Origin of the sequence: Aeromonas sp. 2MA4 (genome assembly GCF_029237305.1) — a bacterium.
GTDB lineage: Bacteria > Pseudomonadota > Gammaproteobacteria > Enterobacterales > Aeromonadaceae > Aeromonas > Aeromonas salmonicida.
The window spans coordinates 1-16,048 of the sequence record NZ_JAACFY010000003.1 but is presented as its reverse complement, the minus strand read 5'-3'; the positions used below and the strand labels follow the sequence as shown (position 1 = coordinate 16,048).

Sequence of the window (16,048 nt, the reverse complement as noted above, 5' to 3'; positions counted from 1 at the left end):
CATAACATGAAACACAGCTTACTCAGCCTTGCCCTGGCAAGCCTGCTGGCCTCGGTCTGCGTGCACGCAACGGCCGACGAATCGGTGGTGATCGATGGCAAGCAGTACAACACCATAGAGGTGAATGGCAAGACCTACCTGACGCAGGATAACGGCAGCAAGAAACGGGTCGCCCGCAGTCTGGATGGCAAGGTGCCACAACAGACCCTGCGCAGCGGCGACGTCCTGCTGCAAGGGGTCGCCAGCCCTGAGCTGACCGTCAGCGGTACCCTGCTGGTAGAGGCCGATGACAATCAGGCCAAGACGCTGGCGAGTCGCCACGGCCTGCAGTTCAAGCAGAGCAGCGGCGGTATCGCCCTGCTGGAGGCCAAGCCAGGCACGGATCTGAACGCCATCGCCACCCAGCTCAAGCAACAAGGAGTCAGGGTGCAGATCGAACTGGCCGGTGCACTGAAACAGCCAAAGTGAGCAAGCCCTTGCGCTGACAAGCGCGAGGTATCTTGCACACGCCGAGGGGGCGCTGGCCCCCTCTCTTCTGCCCGAGCACCTGTACCCTGCACCATGCACCTCACCGCAAATCGCAACCCAAGCCGGACCGCCCTGTTGCTGCCATCCTCAATGGTGGGCCATCCAGCCTCCCCTTTCCCCTCCCTGCCGCGCAGCCTGTGATGCGACCACTGTCACAACTTGGCACCCTTGCTCCCAACTGCACATTTCTCGCTCCGCCAAGGCAAGGCGGCATGATGCCGACTTGCTAACCTGCCTGCGGCTTCGGCCATGGTTGCACCATCGCACGTGCCCCCTGGTCCACCCGAGGCCGTCATCGATATCCATGGGAACCCGCCATCAGAGCGGCCGCCCGGCCCGATCACTTGCCGGTGTCGATATCGCACTTGCCCTTTTTATTCAGACAGTTACGAGGAAGTCTTCATGCCTATCACGACAAAAATGAAAGCGGTTTCACTCGGCGTCAGCCTGGCGCTGGCCGGGCTGCTGGTTGGCTGCAACCAGAACGACTCGGATCCCCTGATAAAAGACGATGCCTACTACCGCGGCCAGGCCGAAGCCATGGTGGCCAGGCTCACCCTGGACGAGAAGCTGAGCCTGCTCTCCGGCCCCGGCTATGGCAGCGCCAACGGCGCCATCAACCTCAAGCAGGATGTCGCCGGGGTGGCGGGCTACATCAACGGAGTGGCGCGCAGTGCCGACGGCATCGACATTCCGGCCCTGAAACTGGCAGATGGTCCGGCGGGCCTGCGGATCAGCGCCAACCGCGACGGCGACAGCGCCACCTATTACGCCACCGCCTGGCCCATCGGCTCCCTGCTCGCCTCCAGCTGGGACGTCAACCTGGTCAAATCCGTCGGGGAAGCCATGGGGGATGAGGTGCGCCAGTACGGGGTCGACATCCTGCTGGCCCCCGGCATGAACATTCAGCGCAACCCGCTCAATGGCCGCAACTTCGAGTACTACTCGGAAGACCCGCTGCTCACCGGCAAAATCGGTGCCGCCATGGTCAACGGGGTGGAGAGCAACGGGGTAGGCACCACCATCAAGCACTACTTTGGCAACAACTCGGAGACCAACCGCAACCAGATCAACGACATCGGCGAGCCGAGAACCTTCCGTGAAATTTACCTGCGCGGCTTCCAGATCGCGGTGGAGGAAGCCCAGCCCTGGGCCGTGATGACCTCCTACAACAAGTTCAACGGCACTTATGTCAACGAGCGCAAGGATGCCATAACCGATGTGCTGCGCGGTGAGTGGCAATTCGACGGCCTGGTGATGTCAGACTGGTTCGCAGGCGACGTGGCCAACAACGCCTACAAGCAGGTGCTGGCAGGGCAGGATTTGATTGAACCTGGCAACGTCAAGGAGCAGTTGCAGCAATCCATCGAGCAGGGCGATCTCAACGAGGCCAAAGTGACCGAGGCCGCCATCCATATCCTGACCCAGGCGATGAAGAGCCCCTCCTACAATCAGCTGGCCATCAGCAACAGCCCGGATCTGGCCGCCCATGCCAAACTGGCTCGCCAGGCCGGTGCCGAAAGCATGGTGCTGCTGCGCAACGAAGCCGCCGCCCTGCCCATCGCCGTGACCAGCAAGGTGGCCAGCTTTGGCATCAACCAGATCAACACCTACAAGGGTGGCACCGGCAGCGGGGACGTGAACGCCGCCAGCACCACCACCATAGCCCGGGGGCTGGCCAGCCGTTTCCCGGTCAACGACACGCTGCAAACTTACTACGGCGATTTTTATGAGGCCAACAAGGTCTATCACGAGGGGCAATTCGGCGCCAAAGGCTACTACATCTGCGATGAGGCCACCGTCAGCCCCGAACTCGCCAGTTTGATCACTACGGCTGCCGGTGAGCAGGATGTGGCCGTCATCAGCATAGGCCGTCAGGCCGGTGAAGGGGCGGATCGCACCGACAGCAAGGGCGACTACCTGCTCGGCGATGACGAGACCGCCCTTATCGATGCGGTGAGCACCGCCTTCCACGCCCAGGGCAAGAAGGTGGTGGTAGTGCTCAACGTCAACGGCGTCATCGACACAGCCCAGTGGGGCCACAAGGTGGACGCCATACTGCTGGCCTACATGGCGGGTCAGGAAACCGGCCATGCGGTGGCCGACGTGCTGTCGGGGGCGGTCAACCCCAGTGGCAAGCTGGCCCAGAGTTTCCCGCTCAGCTACGCCAGCGTGCCCTCCGCCGGCACCTTCCCGGGTGAGGATACCGACGGTGACGGCGAGCCGGACGATCTCTACTACAACGAGGGGATCTATGTGGGCTACCGCTACTACAGCACCTTCGACAAGGCGGTTTCCTACCCGTTCGGCTTTGGCCTCTCCTACACCAGCTTCGGCTACACCAGCCCCGCGATCGCCAGCAATACCCTGGCCGAGGGCACGGCCGGCAGCCTGGTGCTGACGGCAACCATCACCAACACGGGCACCGTTGCGGGCAAGGAGGCGGCCCAGGTCTATGTCACCGCCCCCGAGGTCAAACTGCAAAAACCGACCATAGAGCTCAAGGCCTTCGCCAAGACCAAGCAGCTGGCACCGGGCGCCGCCGAGCAGCTGAGCTTCACCATTCCGGCCAGCATACTCGCCAGCTTCGATGAGGCCAGCAACCATTGGATAGTGGAGCCGGGCAGTTACAGCGCCTACATCAGCCCCTCTTCGGATGTCTCCGCCACCACGCCGGTCACCTTCACAGTGAGCAAGGAGATAGTGGTGAGCAGCACGACCCCGGGCACCCTGGCCCTGCCGGAAGGCGTGGACCCTGCCACAGTGACCACTGTCACCAAATAAGCCGGCGACAGTGACAGCATAAAATAATGGGAGCGGCGTGTTAGCGTGCGCTCCCATATTCTCTGTACCGTGAAACACTTGACGAGACCAGCGCCGTTATTATTGGCGAGTATTTCGGTAAGCCAGCGGCGTCATATTGGTATTGGCCTTGAAGAAACGATTGAAGGCACTCTGGGAGGAAAAACCTACCAGGTCGCTGATATTTTGCAGTGGCTGGTCCCCATCCCCCAATAAACGGCACGCCTCCATCATCTTGACCTGTTTCAAAATAGCCGAGAAGCTGCAGCCCTCCCCCTGCAATTTCCGGTTCAGGGTCCAGCGGCTGATATTCATGGCCGAGCAGACATCCTTGAGTAAATTGTCATCGCACTCCATGACACCGCTGCGAATGTTATGGCGGATCATGTCAGCCACCAGATTGGCAAAGGGCACCCGCTCATCAATGTCGAGGCAGATATGCTCAAGCTGGCTTGTCTGCAAACGGCAAAGGGGCCCGTTATAACCATCGGCTCGGCTATCCAGCAGGGCATTGCTTATGGTCAGGGTGTTGCCAGGCTGATCCCAGCGACAGTGGGTTCCAAAGAAGTGATCCAGCTGGCGGTGAGAGCCCAGCGACTTGCCAATGAGCCCCACCGACACCGTCAGGTTTGGCACATAGACCCGCAGGATCCGGTAGAGGATGACAAAATTGGGGATGGCCTGGCTGGCGCCCAGGGCGGCAGGCCCTTGATTGATATATTCATATCGGGTGTGAGACGCCCCCTCCCTCACCTGAAAATCGTCGCAGTTGCCGATGACGGTGCGATAGGCCAGCAGGGCTTTGATGGCGGCGCGAGGGGACGGCTGGTTCAGGCATAGACTGATGAGTGCCGGGTAGTGCTGGTAGAGCTCGGCGATATCGTAAGACAGTATGCCCTCGTGAACGCCATTCAGATGCCGCTGCATCAGGCCCAGCATGCGGTAATGGCTGTGGGCCTGGATCCGGCCATGCTCACGGTGGATATCGAATGGCGTCAGACCGGCAGCCATCAGGATGGCATCCGTATCTCCCCCTTGCTGCTGACAGGCTGCCAGCATTCTTCTGATCACTTGATTTGATACGCTCTGTGACATTTGCCTGCCCTGGCCACATTAATAACAAGAAACATATTTATTGATGGGTCGAGTACAACTGGAACCTATATTTTCAACCTGACCCGACATGACGTGAATATGGTGATCCGCCAGTCTGTCCATGACATGGCAGGGTTATTATGGCGTGGTAAGGGAATGAACCTATGTAACGGAGTGTAAGATCAGGATCTGGCGCGCTTATTTTGGCAGAGAAGTAAAAATATGGCGTAAAAATAATACCGAACAGTCATTAAAAGATAAAAACGGCGCCCTGTCAGGGCGCCGTTTTTATTATCGCAGTTGTTAATCAACACAGACTCAGCGAGCCTTGTGTTGCTCCGCCAGATAGAGCCAGGTATCGACCACTGTATCCGGGTTGAGGGACACAGAGTCTATGCCCTGCTCTACCAGCCAGGCGGCAAAGTCAGGATGATCCGAGGGGCCCTGACCGCAGATGCCGACATACTTGCCCGCCTTGCGCGCAGCCTGGATGGCCATCGACAACAACGCCTTGACCGCCTCGTTGCGTTCGTCGAACAGGTGGGCGATGAGGCCCGAATCCCTGTCCAGTCCGAGTGTAAGCTGGGTCATGTCGTTGGAGCCGATGGAGAAGCCATCCACGTGCTGCAGGAACTGATCCGCCAGCAGGGCGTTGGAGGGGATCTCGCACATCATGATCACCTTCAATCCTCGCTCGCCACGGCGCAGCCCGTTCTCGGCCAGGATGTCGATCACCTGGGCGGCCTCACCCACTGTGCGCACGAAGGGGATCATCACTTCGACGTTGGTCAACCCCATGACGTCGCGCACCCGCTTGATGGCTTCACACTCCAGCGCAAAGCAGGGGCGGAAACTGTCGGCGATGTAACGTGCCGCGCCACGGAACCCTATCATGGGGTTCTCTTCATGGGGCTCATAGTCACGCCCGCCGACCAGGTTGGCGTACTCGTTGGACTTGAAGTCCGACATCCGTACTATGACCCGCTCCGGCCAGAAGGCCGCACCCAGGGTGGCGATCCCCTCGGTCAGCTTGGCGACATAGTATTCCCTCGGGTTGTCGTAGCCTGCGATCATCTTAGCGATGGTAGCCTGAAGTTCCGGGCTCTGCTGGTCGAATTCCAGCAAGGCCTTGGGATGCACACCAATCATGCGATTGATGATGAACTCGAGCCGCGCCAGACCCACACCGGCATTGGGCAACTGGGCGAAATCAAACGCCCTGTCCGGATTGCCGACGTTCATCATGATCTTGATGGGCAAGGGTGGCATGTTGCCCACTTCGGTCACAGCCACATCGAAATCGAGCTCGCCGTCATAGATGAAGCCGGTATCCCCTTCCGCGCAGGAGACAGTGATGAGCTGACCCGGGGCAATATGATCGGTGGCGTTGCCGCAACCCACCACGGCCGGAATACCCAGCTCCCGGGCTATGATGGCGGCGTGACAGGTACGCCCGCCACGGTTGGTGACGATGGCGGAGGCCCGCTTCATGATGGGCTCCCAGTCCGGATCCGTCATGTCGGTGACCAGCACATCACCGGGCTGCACCTCGTCCATCTGGCTGATGGAGGAGATGACCCGCGCCGGGCCCGCACCAATCTTGTGGCCGATGGCACGCCCTTCGATCAGCACCTTGCCCGCCTGTTTAAGGGCAAAACGCTCTAGGGTGTTGGCCTCCTGGCGGCTGCGTACCGTCTCGGGACGCGCCTGCACTATGTAGAGCTGGCCATCCTGTCCATCCTTGGCCCACTCGATATCCATGGGGCGACCATAGTGCTGCTCTATGATGAGGGCCTGCTTGGCCAGCTCCATCACCTCGGCATCCGTGATACAGAAGCGGTTGCGCTCGGTCTCGCTGGTGTCGACGATCTTCACCTGACGGCCATGACCGGCATCGTCCGAGTAGGTCATCTTGATAAGTTTGGAGCCGAGGGTCTTGCGCACCACGGCAGGGCGCCCGCCCCTGAGGGTTGGCTTGTGCACATAAAACTCATCCGGGTTGACTGCACCCTGCACCACCATCTCGCCCAGGCCCTGAGCGCCTGTAATAAAGACCACGTCATTAAAACCGGATTCGGTATCCAGGGTGAACATGACGCCGGAGGCGGCGAGATCCGAGCGCACCATGCGCTGCACCCCGGCCGAAAGCGCCACGCCCTTGTGGTCATAACCCTGGTGCACCCGATAGGAGATGGCGCGGTCGTTGAACAGTGAAGCAAACACATGCTTGACGGCAATCATGACGGCATCGATGCCGCGTACGTTGAGGAAGGTCTCCTGCTGACCGGCAAAGGAAGCGTCCGGCATATCCTCGGCGGTGGCGGAGGAGCGCACCGCGAAAGAGGCATCCAGACCCGCACTCAGCTTGTCGTAGGCAGCGCAGATGGCTTGTTCCAGTGCAGGCTGGAACGGGGCTTCGATCACCCAGTCGCGGATCTGCTGACCGGCCCGGTTGAGGGCGCCTATGTCGTCCACATCCAGGTTATCGAGCAGATCATGGATCTTGCCGTTGAGGCCGCTTGACTCCAGAAACTCGTTAAACGCAAAGGCCGTGGTCGCAAAGCCACCCGGCACGGATACACCGGCACCAGAGAGGTTGCTGATCATCTCGCCAAGGGATGCGTTCTTGCCGCCAACTCGTTCTACATCTTGCATTCCGAGTTGTTCGTACCAGAGTACGTACTGTTGCACTTGCATGTCTCCAGGTTGGTGGGCTCGGGTGCCATGGCACCTTCTGCGCCAAATTAGGTGCGTGAGTTATATGCGTTATTGTCCGTTTCTACTGTTGCCAACGACCATGAAAACGTTTTCTACTTATTGTCAAAAAAATCCCCGAGCAAGATTTGGGGATGGTCGAATGACACAGACATTCTACAATGCCAACACAAAAAGGTAACGACTCAGGTTTGCAAGCCACTTCACAACTTGGGCACAGCAGATCAGTTGACAAAATAGATATGGTTTCGAGAGATACTGACTGCTCGCAACCTCGCCAGCCCGCATCACAGGAGCGCATCGTGCACACCGTATTCTATGTTTCCGACGGCACTGCCATCACGGCCGAAGTATTCGGACACGCCGTGTTGAGCCAGTTTCCACTGGTGTTCGAACAAGTCACCATCCCCTTCGTAGAGACCCTGGAGAAAGCCAGGCAGGTGCGGGCGCGTATCGACGAGCAGTTCCGCCAGACCGGGCTGCGGCCCATACTGTTTCACACCATAGTCGACCCCCTGGTACGGGAAGAGGTGCTCAAGGCCCAGGCGAGCGGCCACGACTTTCTCAACACCTTCGTCAGCCCGCTGGAGCAGGAGCTGGGGGTCAAGGCCGAGCCGAGACTGCATCGCACCCACGGCATGGAGAACCGCAAGCTCTATGACGATCGCATCGAGGCGGTCAACTTCGCACTGGCCAACGACGACGGCATCACCACCAAGGAGTATGAGGAGGCGGACATCATCCTCATCGGGGTCTCCCGCTGTGGCAAGACGCCAACCAGCCTCTATCTGGCGCTGCAATTTGGCATTCGCGCCGCCAACTATCCCTTTATCGAACAGGACATGGGCACCCTGGTGCTGCCCACCGCCCTCAAGGCCAATCGCCACAAGCTGTTCGGCCTCACCATAACGCCCCAGCGGTTGCACGAGATCCGCAATCAGCGCCGCGCCAACAGCCGCTACTCTTCGCTGGAGCAGTGCGAGCAGGAGCTGGCAAGCGTGGAGCGGCTGTTTCGCCAGGAGGCGATCCGCTTCCTCGACACCAGCTCTCATTCGGTGGAGGAGATAAGCGCGAAAATTCTGGAGGCTACCGGCATGCGCCGTCAGCTCTACTGAAAGGGGAAAATATCTTGGAGATCAACGCACTGCCGACTTCATCCCGGGTGGCAAGTTGACGGGACAGATAAGCAGAAATGAAAACGGAGCCCAATGCTGTAGCATATGACTCCGTTTTTGTGGCACAGCTAGCGGGGACGAGAGCCAGTGCTGTTCAACTCCTTGTTGTTCATCAGCATGGCGTAAAAGTTGAGCATGCCATAGCGCCTGCGTACCCGTTCGGTCAACCAGAGCGCCGGCAACAAACCAACAGCGCCAGCTGTCAGCAGCACGGTTCGAAAGTGCATCACCAGATAGTCGTCATCCTGCACAGCCCAAACCAGCATGCATCCCGCCACCATGGCAAGCAACAGGGGCGAGAGCCAGACCGTCAACCAGAGCGCGACAGCCAACAGGCTGCCAATAATACGTTGCATGAAGCCTATCCTTTTCACGGAGGAGGCTTTATCAAACAGGAATCACTGAAAGAGTCAACTGAACAGCATTCGATTGCTCGCAATGCAACCAACCACTCTTCTTTTTGTATTTAGAGTCCTGAAAAACCTGCTTGATGCCGAAAAAACCAACGAATGATAAGGAAAACAGGTGCGCTGACGGCTGATTATCACTATTCTGCTTCCGTTGGTAGCCGCCACAAAAAACAAAGAGCGGCCTGCCGTAACGAAATAAATACGGATTTCGTCACGTTTCAAGCACGCCTTGCCGTGCAAGGTCACATGGAGTGACTCGACGGGCGAGATGACAGACGAGTGACATCAGAGACGTAAGGAAGGAAGAATGGATCTTCAACAAGACGGTGAGGAGCTGAAGCGCGGCCTGAAAAACCGCCATATCCAGCTCATCGCATTGGGCGGTGCCATAGGTACCGGCCTGTTTCTCGGGATTGCCCAGACCATCAAGATGGCGGGCCCCTCAGTGCTGCTCGGCTATGCCATCGGCGGCTTTATCGCCTTTCTCATCATGCGCCAGCTGGGCGAGATGGTGGTGGAAGAGCCGGTGGCGGGCTCGTTCAGCCACTTTGCCTACAAGTACTGGGGTGACTTCGCCGGTTTCGCCTCCGGCTGGAACTACTGGGTACTCTACGTGCTGGTGAGCATGGCCGAGCTGACGGCGGTCGGCATCTATGTCCAGTACTGGTGGCCCGAGATCCCGACCTGGATGTCGGCTGCCGTCTTCTTCGTGCTGATCAACGCCATCAACCTCTCCAACGTCAAGGCGTTCGGCGAGATGGAGTTCTGGTTTGCCATCATCAAGGTGGTCGCCATCGTCGGCATGATTGGTTTTGGCGGCTACCTGCTCGCCAGCGGCAACGGCGGACCGGATGCCAGCATTACCAACCTGTGGGACCAAGGCGGTTTCTTCCCCAACGGCATCAATGGTCTGGTGATGGCAATGGCGGTGATCATGTTCTCGTTCGGCGGTCTTGAGCTGGTGGGGATCACGGCCGCAGAGGCGGATGACCCCGAGAAGAGCATTCCCAAGGCCACAAATCAGGTTATCTACCGCATCCTCATTTTCTACATTGGCGCCCTGGCCGTGCTGATGTCCCTCTACCCCTGGGGCAAGGTCGTGGAAGGTGGCAGCCCCTTCGTGATGATCTTCCACGCGCTGGACAGCAACCTGGTGGCGACCGTGCTCAACATGGTGGTGCTAACCGCCGCCTTGTCGGTCTACAACAGCTGCGTCTACTGCAACAGCCGCATGCTGTTCGGTCTGGCCAAGCAGGGCAACGGCCCGCGCAGCCTGCTCAAGACCAACAAGAGCGGTGTGCCTGTGGTGGCCATCTCCGTCTCCGCCGCAGCAACCCTCTTGTGCGTGCTGATCAACTACCTGATGCCGGGCAAGGCGTTCGAGCTGCTGATGGCGCTGGTGGTCTCGGCCCTGGTCATCAACTGGGCCATGATAAGCCTTGCGCACCTGAAGTTTCGCAACAGCAAACAGGCCGAAGGGGTTGAGCCCAAGTTCAAGGCATTCTGGTACCCGTTCGGTAACTACCTCTGCCTTGCCTTCATGGCAGGTATCCTGGTCATCATGTACCTGACTCCGGGTATCCAGATCTCGGTGCTGCTCATCCCGGTCTGGATCGTCGTGCTGGCCATCGGTTATCAACTCAAGCTGAAACGTCAGGGACCTCTTGCCGCCGACCTTGGCTGATTTTTCCGACGCTCGTTATTCAAATGCCGGTCACTGACCGGCATTTTTCTATCCCTCTTCTACCTGCTGCCAGACGCTCAGTACAGGGATGCAAGCCATCAAGCCTGCCCCCTTGCCTGTCATCAAGCCTGCAAGAATGGGAGCCTGCTGCCCGCCAGGCGATATCACTTGCTCGCTGATCCGCACAAACAACTGCCGTAAAAACAACAAGCCCGAGGGGTGAGCCTCGGGCTTGGGGCAGGTGAGGGACAGGGCCGGAGGCCATCCCCTTACTCCAGCAGGAAGACGGCTTCCACGTTGTCCGTGATGCTGATCTGCTGCTGTTGATAACTGTTTTCCATCATATCGGCGGCAGGTGCCATGGCGGCGGCCTTGAGTGCACGGCTATAGATGGGCATGGGGGTGTTGTTGCGGTACTCCACGCTGTAAACCTTGCCGAGCTTCATACCAAACGCCTTGGCCAGGGACTCCGCCTTGTTCTTGGCATCCTCGACCGCACCAATACGAGCCTGCTCCTTGATGATCTGCGGCGACTTGAGACCGTACTCAATCTGGGAGACTGACTCCAGACCCGCCTTGAGCGCGGTATCCATCAGCCCGCTCAGTTTGTCGAGCTGATAGAGTTTGACCGCGAGTTGACGCTGGGCACGGTATCCCACCAGTTCCGGTTTCTTGTTCTGCGGATACTGATACTCGGGGGAGATCACCAGGTTGCCCGCTTCTACATCGCTGCGCTTGATACCCAGCCCTTCCAGCTGACCAAAGAAGGCTGCAACCTTGCTATCGACCTGCTGCTTGGCCTTGATGCCCTGCTTTTCCAACGCAGTGACCGCAACATTGAGGGTCAGCATATCGGGTTCGGCCTTTTGCTCGGCATAACCACTTACCACCAGATGTGGGGCTTGCGGTACTTCGAGCGCGAATAACGGAGCACTGACAACCAGAGCGGAAAGGGTAAGAATGGAACGCCACATATAAAAAAACCTCAATCAATTAGAGTGAGGTCATTATGCCCGTGGCTGAATGGGATTCATATATCGTGCAATGGCGGTATCTGATCCAGTACCTGATTGGTCATATCGATACTGATGCTGATCTCATTGCCCATCGGCTCAGGATGACTCGAGGCAACAGGTGCGACACTGCGGGAAGTGATCAGGTCTTCATCATCAAAATGGAACGAATCCCACGACAGAACATGTCCCTGTACCTGGCTAATGGGGTCTGCCAGCGTGGATGTGGTCAGTGGAGCACAGTCGATACTGTCGGAGTGAATGAGCAGATCCTGCAAGCAGGCATGGCTCAAACTCTGCAGCGAATACTCCTGCTGCCCCTCATCATGCCCGACCAGCACCACCCTGTGAGGTGGCTCAGCATCCATTACCGGATTAAATGCGATGGTGGCCGCCGCGAAGTCCACATTGAGAGAACCCGCCACGTCGCCATCTTCGCTTTCAAGATCCAGCCCGTCAATCCGGTCACCCGCCATGGTTGCCTGATAGCCAAACTGGCCGGTGCAGGTAATGCTGCCCTGCCCGTCCCAGCTATAGCGAATGCCATCAATATCGACCCAATTAAATGACTGCATGGTGACCCTCTCCTCTACTGCCGCTATCTTAGCCGCCCCCTCAGTCAAAAAACAGGGGCCAGGCACAGCCCGGCCCCGTTACCTGATTACGGATCAACCTTGAGGTTACCATCATCCAGCAGTTGCTTGATGATATCCTGGTTAGAACCCAGGGAGGCAAGATCAAGGGAGTTCTGGAACTGAATCGTCAGCTCAGAACCACCGACCACACCATCAGGGTCTATCGTCAACGTCTTGGTGGCGGTATCAAACTGCAAGTAACTGTCCAACGCCGCCGCCAAATCATCGTTGCTGCCGCCAGTGGGAACCCCAACCAGCAAATCAGACAGATCCAGCACATCCCCCCCACTGGCCATATTCCCCAGGGTAAAGTCCGTGATGTTGTCCGTACTGCCATCTGCATCGCCAGCAAGCCACTTGAAGGTATCGCTGCCTAGGCCGCCGATCAGAATGTCATCACCCAGGCCACCGATCAAAGTGTCGTTGCCCGCCCCTCCTTCCAGACGGTCATTGCCATCATTGCCATTCAGGACATCATCACCATCGTGGCCGAGCAATACATCATCTCCGCTGGTGCCTACGAGGGTATCATTGGCACTGGTACCTTCCATTACTGTCGGGACAGTGGTCGCACTGGAAGCAATATTGATGGTCAGCTGAGCTGTATCCTGGTCTCCATCACTTTGTGCCAGCTGATAGTTGAACACATCCGCCTTACCCACATTGTTGAGATCCGGGTTCGGTGTATAGGTGTAGGTACCATCACTGTAGACTTCGAGTGAGCCATAAAGCCCAACTACTGTTTGGCTCGTGGTAACTGCGGTATAGCTGCTGCCATTCCAGATCTTGAGCACAGTGCTCTCCGCTCCGATGGCATCAACACTTCCCCAAGGATCGCCACTCATCATGTCGTGGTTGGGGTCGGTTAACAGATTGCCATGTGCAGCCGTCAATGCGATAGCAACCGTTGCAGCAGCAGTCACGTTGAGTTTGATATTGTCCAGCTCCAGACGTGAATCATTGTTGCCGCCGCCATCATTCACCGAGAAGTGGACGCGATAACGCGTGGCTGCCTCAAGATTACCAGTGGTGAGGGTTGTTGTTGACCCAGGATCCGTCGACAGAAAACCGCTATAACCCGCGCCGGCTTGCTGCACCCAGTTGGCACCGTCAAATTTATACAGGCTCCAGGTCACGATATCGTTACTATGCACATTGGCCCTATCGTAATCGAAGCTTAAGGTGGTGGTTCCGGTTGCGCTGGTAACGAACTCCGGCGTCAACATCTGGACCCCGCCCGATGATGAGCCATTGTTATCGACTAGACGCAGTTCAGAACCAGACACAGTGCCATCCAGGTTAGAAAGGCCAGATCCGTTCTGAGTGCTCACTATCCACTTGTCACCATTAGTCACTATGGCGCTGGCGATCGTACTCCCCCCCAGATCAATCACACTGGTATTGCCACCTGAAGTGTCATAGACCCAAGGGTTATACCCAGCACCGCTCCCGTTGGTCGTAGTCTGAAAGTCGGCCAGCATGGTACTGGAAGTGACACCCGGCACAGGGATCTCGTACACCAACGCTTCGTTGCCATTGTCATAGGCAACAACGTCACTGGAATCCGTAGTGATCATGTTGAGTACGCCGGTCTTCACATCCCCATCTGCATCTCTGATGGTGTAGCGGAAGGTCTCTGTATAGTCATTTGCCACATCCAACGACAAGCTATAGCTATACGCCCCGGTCAACAGATTGACTGAGAAAGTTCCTCCACCATGGGTAGGAATTGTCAGTACATGGGTTATTGCGTTGTAGCCGGAATAAGCTGTGGTATACACCACATCCGGGGTTGCGGGATTACCATCTGCATCATGAGAGATGCTGGTGATGGGCAAGGCCGCCGGACCATCTGCCCCAAATTCGACCCCCGCATCCGTCAGCAGATTCCCTATCGTTGGAACTTGTACAGTTCCGGACAGGGTCGACGCCAATTGGCTCAAGTCTGTGACAATGATGGCTGGTTGCTGTTGGCCAGTGCTTCCGTTGTAAGCTATCGGCGCCAGCGCACCAGCCGTTGCCCCCGTCCCCATGCCCAGAGCATAAGCATTGATATCGTTGCTATTGAGGAAGGCTTCCCAAGCGGCTTGTTCCGCCGTATTGATGCCTGAACTTCCCGTACCACTTACATCAGGCCAATTGGTACTTTCGGTTGGCTGGCCATCGGAGAGGAAATACAGCACACTCTGACCACCGATGATTTTTCCTGCCGAGTCGTAAGCTGACATAGCCTTGATCAGAGCATCGTCATAGTCCGTCCCACCGTTGCCCAAGTAGTCGGTAATACCATTGATGACATTCAAAGCCTGAGTGGCTGTCAGCCAGACATCGCCAGATCCCAGGAAGTTAGTGGTTGCCGAGCTGGCAAAACCAACCAGACGCACCATTACGTCCCCTACATCGTCATAATCACCAATGAGCTGCAAAATGGATGCCTTGGCAATGGCCATTCGAGTAGCAAATCCAGCCACTCCTGAGGCGTAATCCATGCTGCCTGATGTATCCAAAATGATCATCAGATTGGTGCCTGGATTCGAAAACTCCTCGACACGGGTATTAAGATCGACAGGCTGCAAGGGCTCATCGTCTTCAATGACAACAGTGACCTGTTTGGTATCACTCAAATCACCGTCGCTGACCGACAGGTTGAATGTAAATGTCTCCAGCCCTTCCTGATTGTCTCCAAACTCATGATCAATGGGGCCAAGCAGGTCGACCGTGTATTTGCCAGTCGGATCCACAGATACCTGTATGACCGGGTTCCCACCCACAGAGCCAACCAGGATCGCAGAGCCGATACCGCTCCACACAACAGGCTGCCCACCGGAGCTCAAGCTGGATGGTGCTGAGAGAGTGAAGGTAAAGGCACTGCTGTCGATGTCCGTCACACCTGCCGTGGCATTGGCTGATGTGCTGTCAGTGGTATCGCCCGGATTGGGTGAATTATCCGGATTGGCCCCAAGCAACCCCTCTTCAGAGATACGCAGATCCGAGACGGTCAGCATGGGGGCATCGTTGGTCGCCGTGACCGTCACGGTGAAGTCCTGATTGGCAGCACCCCCCTCGTCCGTGGTCCCCGCTACATTGCCATTCACTACCCCGCTCCAGTCCGCCGGCAAGGTAAAGCCCGGCACACCCGCCACGCTCGCACCGCTCCAGCTGTAACTGCCCACCGCGCCAGCCACCCAGCCAGCCCCCATCACCGCACCTTCCGGCACATTGCTCAGGGTCACCGTCACGCCGGTCACCTCTTCCGAGCTATCCGTATCCGTCGCATTGACACTCAACTGCGCCGCCAGCGACACCGCCACCGGCGCATCCGTTTCACCCAGCACCAGGCTGGTCGCACTGACACTGATGTCCCCTTCCACGTTGATGGTCACAGTCCCGCTGCTGTTGGCACTGCCCTCGTTGGTGGTCGCCACCACCGTGTAGCCTATCGGCGCTCCGCTGTTGGTCGCGCTGCCCGCTACCCCGGTCGTGGAGTAGTCCGCCGGGAACACCAGCCCAAACGCACCCGGCAAGGCCCCGCCGGTGACCGTCACCGTCAGCACGTTACCCACCAGGGTGCCTCCCACCGCCGTGGTCCCCGCCGGCAGGTTGTCAAAGGTGTACACCAGACTGGTCCAGCTCTCGGAGCCATCGCTGTCACTGAGGGTCACTGTGTTGGTCAACGCCACCTGCAGCCCAGCATCAGTCTCGGTACTCACCACGTTCAGTGCCTGCGCATTGAAGTCGATGTCATGGCCGGCCGTGACCGTCACGGTGAAGTCCTGATTGGCAGCACCCCCCTCGTCCGTGGTCCCCGCTACATTGCCATTCACTACCCCGCTCCAGTCCGCCGGCAAGGTAAAGCCCGGCACGCCCGCCACGCTCGCACCGCTCCAGCTGTAACTGCCCACCGCGCCAGCCACCCAGCCAGCCCCCATCACCGCACCTTCCGGCACATTGCTCAGGGTCACCGTCACGCCGGTCACCTCTTCCGAGCCAT

General features: G+C 58.0%; 10 protein-coding genes. 4 read left to right on the top strand and 6 right to left on the bottom strand.

The genetic code is table 11. The annotated features are described in order from the left end of the window. Window positions 1-6 precede the first annotated feature (6 nt). Window positions 7-468 carry a hypothetical protein gene (locus tag GWQ31_RS04145; RefSeq protein WP_275908710.1) on the top strand — a complete coding sequence of 154 codons (462 nt, stop codon included), beginning with the start codon at window positions 7-9 and terminating at the stop codon, window positions 466-468. A 462-nt stretch (window positions 469-930) separates the two neighbouring features. After that, entirely contained in the window at window positions 931-3,312 is a 2,382-nt protein-coding gene (locus tag GWQ31_RS04140) for a glycoside hydrolase family 3 C-terminal domain-containing protein (protein WP_275908709.1), read from the top strand. Between the two features lie 99 nt (window positions 3,313-3,411). Here GWQ31_RS04140 and GWQ31_RS04135 read toward each other — a convergent pair whose 3' ends face one another. Continuing rightward, entirely contained in the window at window positions 3,412-4,389 is a 978-nt protein-coding gene (locus GWQ31_RS04135; protein WP_275908708.1) for an AraC family transcriptional regulator, read from the bottom strand. Window positions 4,390-4,743: 354 nt separating this feature from the next. Then, window positions 4,744-7,122, bottom strand: a complete 2,379-nt coding sequence (ppsA, locus tag GWQ31_RS04130; protein ID WP_275908707.1) for a phosphoenolpyruvate synthase — start codon at window positions 7,120-7,122, stop codon at window positions 4,744-4,746. 320 nt (window positions 7,123-7,442) lie between these two features. Here ppsA and GWQ31_RS04125 point away from each other — a divergent pair, with 320 nt between their 5' ends. Continuing rightward, window positions 7,443-8,255, top strand: a complete 813-nt coding sequence (locus tag GWQ31_RS04125; RefSeq protein ID WP_021140498.1) for a pyruvate, water dikinase regulatory protein — start codon at window positions 7,443-7,445, stop codon at window positions 8,253-8,255. 128 nt (window positions 8,256-8,383) lie between these two features. On the opposite strand, the gene GWQ31_RS04120 is transcribed toward GWQ31_RS04125, so the two are convergent. Then, the gene (locus tag GWQ31_RS04120; protein WP_275908706.1) at window positions 8,384-8,671 is read right to left on the bottom strand and encodes a hypothetical protein; all 288 of its coding nucleotides are present in this window, start codon (window positions 8,669-8,671) and stop codon (window positions 8,384-8,386) included. 361 nt (window positions 8,672-9,032) lie between these two features. Here GWQ31_RS04120 and GWQ31_RS04115 point away from each other — a divergent pair, with 361 nt between their 5' ends. Continuing rightward, window positions 9,033-10,409, top strand: coding sequence for an amino acid permease (locus GWQ31_RS04115; protein ID WP_275908705.1), 1,377 nt, complete (start codon window positions 9,033-9,035; stop codon window positions 10,407-10,409). Window positions 10,410-10,678: 269 nt separating this feature from the next. Here GWQ31_RS04115 and GWQ31_RS04110 read toward each other — a convergent pair whose 3' ends face one another. From GWQ31_RS04110 to GWQ31_RS04100, 3 genes are all read right to left on the bottom strand, one after another. After that, window positions 10,679-11,383: an SIMPL domain-containing protein gene (locus tag GWQ31_RS04110; protein ID WP_275908704.1), complete on the bottom strand. Its 705-nt coding sequence runs from the start codon at window positions 11,381-11,383 to the stop codon at window positions 10,679-10,681. 56 nt (window positions 11,384-11,439) lie between these two features. After that, window positions 11,440-11,997, bottom strand: a complete 558-nt coding sequence (locus GWQ31_RS04105) for a hypothetical protein (RefSeq protein WP_219598770.1) — start codon at window positions 11,995-11,997, stop codon at window positions 11,440-11,442. Window positions 11,998-12,083: 86 nt separating this feature from the next. Then, window positions 12,084-16,025 (bottom strand): type I secretion C-terminal target domain-containing protein, encoded by a 3,942-nt coding sequence (locus GWQ31_RS04100; protein WP_275908703.1) that lies wholly within the window; start codon window positions 16,023-16,025, stop codon window positions 12,084-12,086. Window positions 16,026-16,048 lie beyond the last annotated feature (23 nt).

Bases quoted from the DNA above. Each gene is read 5' to 3' on its own strand.
- GWQ31_RS04145 (WP_275908710.1), top strand. From the start codon at position 7: ATGAAACACAGCTTACTCAGCCTTGCCCTGGCAAGCCTGCTGGCCTCG.
- GWQ31_RS04140 (WP_275908709.1), top strand. From the start codon at position 931: ATGCCTATCACGACAAAAATGAAAGCGGTTTCACTCGGCGTCAGCCTG.
- GWQ31_RS04135 (WP_275908708.1), bottom strand. From the start codon at position 4,389: ATGCTGGCAGCCTGTCAGCAGCAAGGGGGAGATACGGATGCCATCCTG.
- ppsA (WP_275908707.1), bottom strand. From the start codon at position 7,122: ATGCAAGTGCAACAGTACGTACTCTGGTACGAACAACTCGGAATGCAA.
- GWQ31_RS04120 (WP_275908706.1), bottom strand. From the start codon at position 8,671: ATGCAACGTATTATTGGCAGCCTGTTGGCTGTCGCGCTCTGGTTGACG.
- GWQ31_RS04115 (WP_275908705.1), top strand. From the start codon at position 9,033: ATGGATCTTCAACAAGACGGTGAGGAGCTGAAGCGCGGCCTGAAAAAC.
- GWQ31_RS04110 (WP_275908704.1), bottom strand. From the start codon at position 11,383: ATGTGGCGTTCCATTCTTACCCTTTCCGCTCTGGTTGTCAGTGCTCCG.
- GWQ31_RS04105 (WP_219598770.1), bottom strand. From the start codon at position 11,997: ATGCAGTCATTTAATTGGGTCGATATTGATGGCATTCGCTATAGCTGG.